At 65.0% G+C, this 10,202-nt stretch carries 6 protein-coding genes; all 6 read left to right on the plus strand.

Going from position 1 to position 10,202, the window contains the following annotated elements; genetic code table 11:
• Positions 1-353 precede the first annotated feature (353 nt).
• The 6 genes from RT424_RS22885 (at position 354) to RT424_RS22910 (ending at position 10,063) form a co-directional block, all read left to right on the plus strand.
• Entirely contained in the window at positions 354-3,116 is a 2,763-nt protein-coding gene (locus RT424_RS22885) for a TonB-dependent receptor (RefSeq protein ID WP_313442943.1), read from the plus strand.
• 95 nt (positions 3,117-3,211) lie between these two features.
• A complete protein-coding gene (locus RT424_RS22890; RefSeq protein WP_313442945.1) occupies positions 3,212-4,096 on the plus strand; it encodes an endonuclease/exonuclease/phosphatase family protein in 885 nt (294 codons plus the stop codon).
• Between the two features lie 70 nt (positions 4,097-4,166).
• On the plus strand, positions 4,167-5,570 hold the full coding sequence (gene phoA / locus RT424_RS22895; RefSeq protein ID WP_313442947.1) for an alkaline phosphatase: 1,404 nt from the start codon (positions 4,167-4,169) through the stop codon (positions 5,568-5,570).
• Positions 5,571-5,834: 264 nt separating this feature from the next.
• Positions 5,835-7,559 (plus strand): ABC transporter transmembrane domain-containing protein, encoded by a 1,725-nt coding sequence (locus RT424_RS22900; protein ID WP_313442950.1) that lies wholly within the window; start codon positions 5,835-5,837, stop codon positions 7,557-7,559.
• Complete coding sequence (locus RT424_RS22905; protein WP_313442952.1) at positions 7,543-8,634, plus strand: biotin/lipoyl-binding protein; 1,092 nt, start codon at positions 7,543-7,545, stop codon at positions 8,632-8,634. Before RT424_RS22900 ends, RT424_RS22905 begins: the two co-directional genes overlap by 17 nt.
• Positions 8,624-10,063, plus strand: a complete 1,440-nt coding sequence (locus RT424_RS22910; RefSeq protein ID WP_313442954.1) for a TolC family protein — start codon at positions 8,624-8,626, stop codon at positions 10,061-10,063. Before RT424_RS22905 ends, RT424_RS22910 begins: the two co-directional genes overlap by 11 nt.
• The last annotated feature ends 139 nt before the right edge of the window (positions 10,064-10,202 follow it).

The following is a 10,202-nucleotide window of genomic DNA, read 5'->3' on the forward strand; positions in this document are numbered from 1 at the left end:
CTGAAAGCGAATTTTGCGGCACCAGCCCACGCCCCCACCCTACCACCCAACGGTATTATCCTGCGGGTGGTAGGGTGGGGGCGCCTGAGAAAAACGGGGGGCTGGTGCCGCTCTGAAAATGCCCTCTCGGGCATTTTTCAAACGGGCTCTTATCAAAGGCACGATGCGCATCGACGCAAGCCAAGATGCAGAAATGGCATGCGTAGAGCTTCAGCCCCGCATCAGCGTCATCTCCGACCCCATGTTTGCACATTGTCATGGAAGTGTACGAAAAATCGCACGGTTCCGACATATACCCCTCCTAGTGGCCCCGTTCCGCGACATACCGCGCAACAAAACGAAAAAGGGTCCACATGCATTTTCAGGGAAGCCGCACGCTGCGCTTCATGTTCGGTTGCAGCTTGGCGGCATTATCGCTGCAGGGCGAAGCCTGGGCCGCAGAGGCGCCCGAGAGCGTCACTGCCGATTCCGCCGAAGACACGCTGACCTCCGACATCATCGTCAACGGCCACATCGATCGGACGGCGCTGGAAATGGAGCGTAATGCGATCGGGACGGTCGATATCCTGACGACCGGGGACATTGCCACCAGTTCGAACACCGGCATCGCCGACATCGCCCGCGCTCTGCCCGGCATTTCGACCAGCTACGATCAGGGCGCCAACCAGACGGCAGTCGGCGAAGCGCAATTCGTGACGGTTCGCGGCTTCGACACCAGCTTCAATGCCTATACGCTAGACGGCCTGCGTCTCCCGCAAGTGGCGGGGGATTCCCGCGCGATCTCGCTGAACCTGTTCTCGCCGTTTGCGATCGGCAACATCTCGGCCGACAAGACGCCCGGCGCCGACAAGGATTCGGACTCGATCGCGGGCGCCATCGATCTGCACACGCCCACTGCCTTCGATTTCACCAGCAACTTCGGCCGCGTTCGTGCTCTGGGCCAACTTGCGGCCATGGCGGCGGATTCTCACCAGCCCAGCCTGGGTGGAGCGATCGGCGTGGACACCGCGCGCAAGTTCGGCGCCGGCGACCAGTTCGGGATCTATCTTGCCGGCTATTACGAGAAGCGTTCGAATGCCGCGCAGTCCATCGCCGCGCAGAGCGGCTATGTGACGACCAACCGGAACGTCGGTTCCACGCGCGACAACTATGATGCCCTGTCGGCGCAGGGACTGCAGTGGAACGCCTTCACCAACAAGGTGGAGCGCTACGGCGCCACCGGCTCGTTCGATTACCATGGCGACGGTATCAAGACGTACCTGCGTATGAACTACGCACGCTACAAGAATACCAACACGATGAACCAGACCGGGCTGCGCAGCGAGCTGACCAGCAACGCCGACGGCACGAGCCAGCCCAATCCCAATGTGGCCACCGGCGGCAGCGGCAATTACAACGCGGACGGCGTCTTCGTGGGAACTGGCATCAATCCGGCCGGCTACTTCCGCACCGAGGACACCGACCAGAAGCTGTTCTCCACCCAGCTTGGCGGCGAGTTCGATCTGGGCGGCGGCTTCGTCGCCTCGCTAGAAAGCGCCTATGCCTATGGCGCCTACAACCAGCCCAACCGCATCGAGGCGGCCTGGCGCGGTGTGGGATACGGCGCATCGGGCGTGACGGTGGACCTTACCAATCCGCGCGCGCCACAAGCCGTCATGTCGCCGGAAGCGACGGCCTACGTGTCGTCGCTGGACACGCCGGGTCAGTATTACGTCCAGAAGGGCTGGAGCTTCGATTCCGAACGGAAGAAGACCCTTCGCGGCAATCTTCACTGGGATAGCGACGGCGGTGTTTTCCGTTCCTTCGAGATCGGCGGGCTTTACGAAGACTCGCATCGCGAAGGCCGCGAACTTGCGCCCGACAATACCCGCTACGTGTTCTCGCGGCCGTTCGACCAGCGCGATGTGGCCGGTCTTCCGGTTTCGCAACTGCCCGGATATACGCTGAAAGACTTCATCGGCGCCTATCCTGCCCGACCGATCCGCATCGTCTCGCGCTCCGCGATCGAGGAGCAGGTTGCGCAATATGTGGATTCTGCCGGGGGCACCGCGAGCAAGGTTTCGCAGGAAACGCTCGACCAGGGCGTGACCGACAGCAAGGAACGCCGCGCGGCGGTCTATGCCAACGCCCGCTTCCAGGCCGGCGATTTCGAGGCGCTTCCGGGCGTCCGCTACGAAGCGAACCGTTTCGCGGCGAACTACTTCGAAGGCTCCAGCACGGCCGGAGGGAGCGGCGGTTTCGTCTCGTCCTCTCGCGAGTACGATCGTGTCGATCCCAGCCTGCTGCTGGCCTACCGCCCCAGCGACAGCGTGGTGGTGCGCGGTTCGGTCCGGTCCAGCTATGCGCGCCCCGGCTTCAACGACCTTGCCGGTCCCGCTACCTATTCGTTCAACGATACGACGGATGAGCTTGAGTATATCACCAAGCCCAATCCGGACCTGAAGCCGACGACCGCCTGGAACTTCGACCTGGGCTTCGAGTATTACGGCGATGTCGGCCAGTATCTTCAGGTCGCGCTCTACTACAAGAAGCTGCGCAACATCATCGTGCCTACGGCCGGGCAGAACTACGTCGAATCCACCGGCGCCACGGTTACCACCCTGATGCCCCAGAACGGTCGCGGCGGCAGCGCGAAGGGCGTGGAAGTCTCGGGCCGCTACACCTATCACGGCAGCGACGTCTCGTTCCTGGACGGCTTCGGCGTGGGCGGCTCCATCACATGGCAGAAGACGCGGGCGACTTACGCCTTGTCGGACGACGATGTCCGCACGACCAGCCTGCCGCAGGCGCCGGACCTCATCTACAACGCCAATGTGTTCTACACCGGCGGCCGTTTCCGGGCCAACGTGAACTATCACCATACCGGACGGATCCTGGCGACGGTGCAGAGCGCGGACCCGGACATCTACATCCAGCCGATGGGCTCGCTAGACCTGGGTGCGGCCTATGAACTGAGCGATGCGGTGGAGATCGGCGTATCGGCGCGCAACGTCCTCAACCAGCACGCCTACTGGACCACGGTGGGCAAGTCGAAGAAGTACATCTCGAACGACCGCAACGGCGGATACTTGAAGACCGGTAGCGTCTATCAGGTCAGCGCGACGGTTAAGTTCTAAAAGAACGGTTACGTCCTGGTCCGTCCCCATTTCCCGCAGGCATGCGGGAAATGGGGACGATCGCCTGCTCGTGTCAGGCTCGCGAAAGTCTCACCATGTCCTGTCGTCCTTTTCTGTCGCTCCTGCTGACCCTCTGCGCCTCCTTCGGTGCCTTTCCCGCCGTCGCGGGCGATAACCCGCCCTTGCGGGTCATGACCTTCAACGTGCGCTATCCGGCGGACGACGGGGAGAATGCGTGGCCGCATCGCCGGTCGATCCTGGTCGAGACGGTCGACAAGGCCGATCCCGACGTCATCGGTACGCAGGAACTGTTTCGCGAGCAGGGCGACGACCTGGTTTCCGCGCTGCCGAACTACCGATGGTTCGGTGTGGACCGGCGCGGCGGGCATGGCGACGAGCACATGGGCATTTTCTACCGTGCCGATCGGATGGACGTGCTTCAGCAGGGCGAATTCTGGCTTTCCGCCACGCCCACGCAGGCAGGCCGCGCGACATGGGGCGAGACGTTGCCCCGCATGGTCAACTGGGCGCTGTTCGAGCGCAAGTCCGACCACCGCCGCTTCTACTTGCTGGATACCCACTTCGCCCACCGCGACAAGGACGAACGTGCCCGCGAAAAGTCCGCCGCGCTGATCGAAGCCTGGATCGCAAGGCTGCCGGAGGGCATTCCGATCGTCGTCACCGGGGATTTCAACACCGCCCCGAAATCCCGCCCCTACGCCATTCTCACGCGCAGTCTGGCCGACGCCTACGAAGTCGCCGCAAGGCGCAGCGGTCCGCAGGGCACCTATCACGATTTCACCGGCAATCCAGGCGCGCGCATCGATTGGGTGCTCGTGCGCAATCTCGTCCCCTTGCGGACGACCACCGTCACCACGTCTGTCGGAGGCCGCTATCCTTCGGATCACTTTCCGGTCCTGGCCGAACTCGCCTGGCCGAGCGACCCTGTTGCGAAAGTTGGGGCCGGCTCTGTCAAATAGGTGTCATGCCAGGCCTCTAGCTGCACATCCCCATCACCCTGACGCCTCGAACCTTCCCTTAGGAACCATCATGATTTCACGCTTCTCCCTCGTTGCCGCCCTGGCCCTGGCGGCGCAACCGGCGCTTGCGCAGGATGCCTCGGATCTCTCGCGCGCGGCGAAGGGCGATCTTCGGGAAGCAGGCGGGGCGCGGCGTATCTCGGGCGATCGCACCGAGGCGTTCCGCAAGCAGATCGTCGGGGGGAAGGCACGCAACGTGATCCTCCTGATCGGAGACGGCATGGGCGATTCCGAGATCACCCTGGCGCGCAACTATGCCGAAGGGGCGGGTGGCTATTTCAAAGGCATCGACGCGCTGCCGGTGACCGGCCAATACACGCATTATTCGCTGGATCGCGAAACCGGCCTGCCTGACTACGTCACGGATTCCGCCGCTTCCGCCACGGCCTGGGCCAGCGGCGTGAAGAGCTACAACGGCGCCATCGGCGTCGACATCAAGGGCAAGCTGCATCAGACCCTGCTGGAGCGCGCCAAGGCTGCCGGGTTGGCGACGGGTGATGTTTCCACCGCCGATATCGAGGATGCGACACCGGCTGCGCAATATGCCCACGTCACCCAGCGCAGGTGCTTCGGCCCGGAAGCGACCGCGAAGTTCTGCCCGACCAATGCCCTCGAAGCGGGCGGAGCAGGTTCCATCGCCGAGCAGCTTCTGGTGGCTCGTCCCGACGTGACGCTCGGCGGCGGCGCCTCCACGTTCGATGAAACCGCGCGGGCCGGCAAGTGGAAGGGCAAGACGCTGTTCCAGCAGGCCAAGGCCCGTGGTTTCACGATCGTGCGGGACGCTTCGGGGCTGGACGGCGTGACCACCGCGAATGCCCAGGCGCCGTTGCTCGGGCTGTTCGCGCCGGGCAACATGCCGGTGCGCTGGCGTGGCCCGCGCGCCAGCTATCACGGCAACATCGACCAGGCGCCGGTCAAGTGCGAGGCCAATCCCGAGCGCACCGCCACGGTGCCGACGCTGGCTGCAATGACCCGCAAGGCCATCGCGCTCTTGAAGGACAAGCCCAAGGGCTTCTTCCTCCAGGTGGAAGGCGCTTCGATCGACAAGGAAAACCACGGCGCCAATCCTTGCGGCCAGATCGGCGAGACGGTGGACCTCGACGAGGCGGTGCAGGTCGCGCTGGAATATGCCCGCCAACATGGCGACACGCTGGTGATCGTCACCGCCGACCATGCCCATACTAGCCAGATCATCAGCAACGGATCGAAGGCGCCGGGCCTCACCAAGGCACTGGTCACCAAGGACGGTGCGGTGATGACCGTGAATTACGGCACGGCCGAAGAGGGCGCGATGGGGCACACCGGCACCCAGCTTCGCATCGCCGCTTACGGCCCCGGCGCGGGCAATGTCGCCGGACTGATCGACCAGACGGACCTGCAGTACATCGTGCGCGGCGCTCTGGGTCTCGACTGAGGCGGATGCCGGAGCGGATCGCGCCCGATCCGCTCCAGCCCGGCCGGGCGCCCTTCTGAACTCCGTAATAGTTCGCGTGCCTTAGGAGGCGCGGCGAGCCGTAGGCGTGCGAACCTATGGCCTTCGAATACCGCGCGGGAGCGTGCCTGTGCGGAGACATGCAATGTAACACGCAATACATTCGCGCCTGCCGTTGACGCGATAGAGGCCCCCCGTCGCATTACGGGGCCTTGAGCGGCTTCCGTCGAAGAGGAAGAAGCATCGATGGCAGCCGGTCCGCAGGAACGGATAGACTGGGGCACATTCATGAACTGGGCGCGGGGCGTGCTTGCGCCCGACCGTGCCTTCATGACCATGGCGATAATCTACGGCGCCGCGATCGGCCTGCTGTCGCTCGCCACGCCGATTTCCGTGCAGATGCTGATCAATTCGGTGGCGAACACGGCCTTGCCGGTGCCGCTGTTCACGCTGGCCGCCGTGCTGTTCGGCCTTCTGGCGCTGTGGTCGCTGCTCGGCGCGTTGCGCGGCTATGTGATGGAGATTTTCCGTCGCCGCCTGTTCGCGCGCTCGGTAGCCGAGATCACGCTTCAGGCCGTCCATGCCCAGAACCCGTTCTTCCAGGACGAGCGTCGCAGTGACCTGTTCAACCGCTTCTTCGAAGTGGCGAACGTTCAAAAGGCGGTGCCCTCGCTGCTGATCGGCGGCTTCACGATCTTCTTCCAGGCGATGATCGGATTCATCGTCACCTCGTTCTACCACCCGGTCTTCCTGGCCTTCAACCTGCTCTTCGTCCTGGCCGTCTGGTTGATCTGGAAGATCTGGGCGCGCAGTGCGATGGAGACGGGCGTGGCGCTCAGTCATCGCAAGTACGAGACCGCACATTGGCTGGAAAGCGTGGGCGCCTCCAATGGTTTCTACAAGTCGAGCCGCCACCTCGACTATGCCATGGACATGTCGGAGATGCGCACGGCCGCCTATGTCGATGCGCATAGCCAGCATTTCCGCGCGACTTTCCCGCAGAGCGTGGCGCTGCTGCTGCTCTACGCGCTGGCCAGCGCGGCGCTGCTGGCATTGGGCGGTTGGCTGGTCATTCGCGGCCAGCTTTCGATAGGCCAACTCGTCGCGGCGGAGCTGATCCTGTCGAGCGTGTTCTACGGCGCGGCGCAACTTGGGCCCTACCTCGATACTTTCTACGACTTGGTGGCGGCGGTCGAGGAGCTATCGCTGTTCCACGCCATTCCCGTGGAGGAACTCGCATCGCGCGGCGAGGGCGATGCCCGGCCGCGCAACGGAGCCCTGTCCCTGCGCCGCGTCGCGATTGCGGTGGGCGGCGGCAGCGCGCGGTTCGACCTTGATATTCCCGCCGGCACGCATGCCGTGGCCGCAAGCGATCCTGGGGTGGACCGTCTACTCAGTCGCCTGCTCAAGCGCCATTACCGCGCCGACGAGGGCCTGATCAGTCTGGGCGGCGCGGATATCGCCGCGCTCAACATCTATCGCCTGCGCAGCGACGTGATCGTACTCGACCGTCCCGACATCGTGGAGATCACGATCCGCGATTACCTGCGCCTGGCAAATCCGCAGGCCGATCCGGCCGAAGTGCTGGACGTTCTCGACGCAGTGGGCCTTGGCGACCGGATCGTCAGCCTTGAAGGCGGCATGGACTGCCTGCTGTCCTCGACCGGCTGGCCGTTGACGCGGGCGGAAACGATGCGCCTGAAGCTGGCGGGGGCGCTGCTGGCCCGTCCGCGCGTGCTCATCCTCTCGGGCCTGTTCGACATGGTGCCGGTGGAGGAGCTTCGCCCCGCGCTGAAGCGGCTGGACGACAGGGAGACGACCATCATCGTCTTCACCTGCCGCCCCGATGCCTTCGATTTCGATCACATGCTCTGGCTTGGACGGGATTCCCAATTGCTGGCCCAGGACCGTGCGGCCTTCGCCGCCGCCCGCAATGCCGCGAAGGGAGGTCTCCATGCCCTTTCGCGATGACCACATCGTCCATTTCAAGACGCTCCAGAGCCTGCGCCCGCCGCGCCCGGCACGGGTGCTGGGCTGGATGCTGCTGATTGCGATGATCGCGGCGGTAGCGTTCCTGCTGCTGGTGCCCTGGGTGCAGACCTCCACCGGCACCGGCTCGGTGATCGCGCTCGACCCGCGCGACCGCGTGCAGAACATCACCGCGCTCGTCCCCGGCCGGGTCGAGGAATGGTATGTGACCGATGGCGAACTGGTGAAGAAGGGCGACAAGATCGCCCACATCACCGACAACGATCCCAACCTCATCGCGCGGCTCCAGGCCGAACGCGCGCAAGTCGATGCCGAAATCGCGGCGACCCGGCAGGCGATGGACGTCGCCCGGCGCGACGTGGGCCGCATGGAGCAGCTCTACGGCGAAGGACTGGCGCCGCGCCGCGATCTCGAACTCGCGCAGATCAAGGTTGCGGACTACGGCGCAAAGGTGGCCAAGAGCCTGGCCGACCGCAACCGGCTGGACATCAACATCAATCGCCAGTCGGTGCAGATGATCCGTGCCCCGCGCGACGGTCGCATCCTGCGCATCCTGGGCGGCGACAGCGCGACGATGGTCAAGGAAGGCGACGTGATCGCCACGTTCGCGCCGGAGCAGGCGGTGCGCGTCGTCGAACTCTACGTCGATGGACGCGACGTTCCGCTGATCCATCCCGGGCGCCCGGTGCGGCTGGAATTCGAAGGCTGGCCCGCGATCCAGTTCAGCGGCTGGCCCTCGGTCGCCGTCGGCATGTTCGACGGGCGGGTGCGGGCGATCGATGTCTCCGCCTCTGCCAATGGGCTGTTCCGCGTGCTGGTGGAGCAGAAGCCGGGTGCGCGATCCTGGCCGAAGGAGCCCTTCGTGCGGCTGGGCGCCAAAGTGCGCGGCTGGGTGATGATGGATACCGTATCGAGCGGCTACGAGCTCTGGCGCCTGCTCAACGACTTCCCGCTGCAATATCCGGTGAACGCGCTGGATACGGCTACTTACTCGGGCAGTGCCGGAGCGAGCGCCAAAGGCGGCTCGGCCGAGAAGGAAGGCGGCAATGCCAAGTAGACGCCTTTCGTCCTGGCTGCTGGCGGCGGGGCTATATGCAGTGTCCACAGGGGCTCTCGCCCAGCAGATCGCGCCTTTGCCGCGCCTGGCACCGGTCGATGCGCCGGTGCTGGAGCTGGAAGACCTGCTCGCCAATTCCGCCCGGCAATCGCCGCAGATCATCGAGGCGCTCGCCCGCACCCGCGCCGCCGATGGCCGGCGGCTGACGGCGGAAGGCGCCTTCGATACGGTCTTTTCCGCAGAGGGCGGATCGCGGCTGATCGGCTACTATGGCGGCACTTATGCCGACACCCAGGTGGCACGTCCGCTGGAGAACTGGGGTGGGCAGCTCTACGGTGGATATCGCGTATCGAGTGGCCGCTTTCCGATCTACGAAGACAAGAAATATACCAACGAGTTCGGTGAGATCCGGGCCGGCGCAGTGTTCTCGTTGCTGCGGGACCGGATGATCGACGATCGCCGCTTCGGCCGCGTCACGGCGGACGCGGATCGCGCCGTGGCCGATGCCGAGCGCCAGATGGTGGCGATCGGCGTGCAGCGAAAGGCCGTCGACGCCTATCTGAACTGGGTCGCGACCGGGGAACGACTGAAGATCTATCGCCAGCTTCTCGATCTGGCGGAGGCGCGGCAAAGGGGGCTGCAACGCGCCTATCAGGCCGGGTTGCGCCCGCGTATCGTGCTGACCGAGAACGACCAGATGGTGCTGCGCCGCCAGGCCATGGTCGTCCAGTCCGAGCAGGCGATGGCCTCGGCCGCCAATACCCTCTCGCTTTACTGGCGCGACGGCGATGGCACGCCTACGATCCCCCGCCGCGATCAGTTGCCGACCGCGCTTCCGGACCCCGTGGTCACTTCGGTACCGCTGGATGTGGAGCGGCCGGACCTGCTGGTGGCCGAACTGAAAGCGCGGCTGGTGCAGGACCGGCTGGCGCTCGACCGCAATGCGCTCTTGCCGCGTCTCGACCTCAACATGGAAGTGGCCCGCGACATCGGCGACATCGGACCCGGCGGCGCCTCGCGCAGCGGCAACGATGTGCGCTTCGGGGTCAAGTTCTCCGTGCCGCTCGAACAGCGGACGGCGCGCGGGAAGCTGATGCAGACTCAGGCGGAACTCGATGCCAGTCGCACGCGCGCGCGCTGGCTGGACGAGCAGATCCGCGCCGAAGTGGATGGGATCGCGATCGCTTTCGACGCGGCCGCGCAGATCATTTCATTGACCGAGCAGGAGCGCCAACGCGCCGATGCCATGGCCGTGGCGGAGCGGCGGCGATTCGAGATGGGCGCCAGCGATCTGTTCCTCGTCAACACGCGCGAGGAATCGGCGGCCAGCGTCGCGCTCAACCTGCTGGACGGGCGGCTGAAGCGGCTGGCGGCGAGCGCGGATCTGGCGGCGGCTTTCGGAAATGCCGCTGCGCTGGGACTGCCGTAAGCGGACAACGCGTTGACCAGATAAGCGAAAACCCGCCATTCGCGAGACTGTCGCGAATGGCGGGTTTTTCGGGCGCGGAGTGCCGTCAGGCTACGGAAGCGAGCCTGAAGCCGCGGGCCTGAGCACCGGTGTCGAAGCG

Origin of the sequence: Novosphingobium sp., from assembly GCF_032093395.1 — a bacterium.
Taxonomy (GTDB): domain Bacteria; phylum Pseudomonadota; class Alphaproteobacteria; order Sphingomonadales; family Sphingomonadaceae; genus Novosphingobium.

Bases quoted from the DNA above. Each gene is read 5' to 3' on its own strand.
- RT424_RS22885 (WP_313442943.1), top strand. From the start codon at position 354: ATGCATTTTCAGGGAAGCCGCACGCTGCGCTTCATGTTCGGTTGCAGC.
- RT424_RS22890 (WP_313442945.1), top strand. From the start codon at position 3,212: ATGTCCTGTCGTCCTTTTCTGTCGCTCCTGCTGACCCTCTGCGCCTCC.
- phoA (WP_313442947.1), top strand. From the start codon at position 4,167: ATGATTTCACGCTTCTCCCTCGTTGCCGCCCTGGCCCTGGCGGCGCAA.
- RT424_RS22900 (WP_313442950.1), top strand. From the start codon at position 5,835: ATGGCAGCCGGTCCGCAGGAACGGATAGACTGGGGCACATTCATGAAC.
- RT424_RS22905 (WP_313442952.1), top strand. From the start codon at position 7,543: ATGCCCTTTCGCGATGACCACATCGTCCATTTCAAGACGCTCCAGAGC.
- RT424_RS22910 (WP_313442954.1), top strand. From the start codon at position 8,624: ATGCCAAGTAGACGCCTTTCGTCCTGGCTGCTGGCGGCGGGGCTATAT.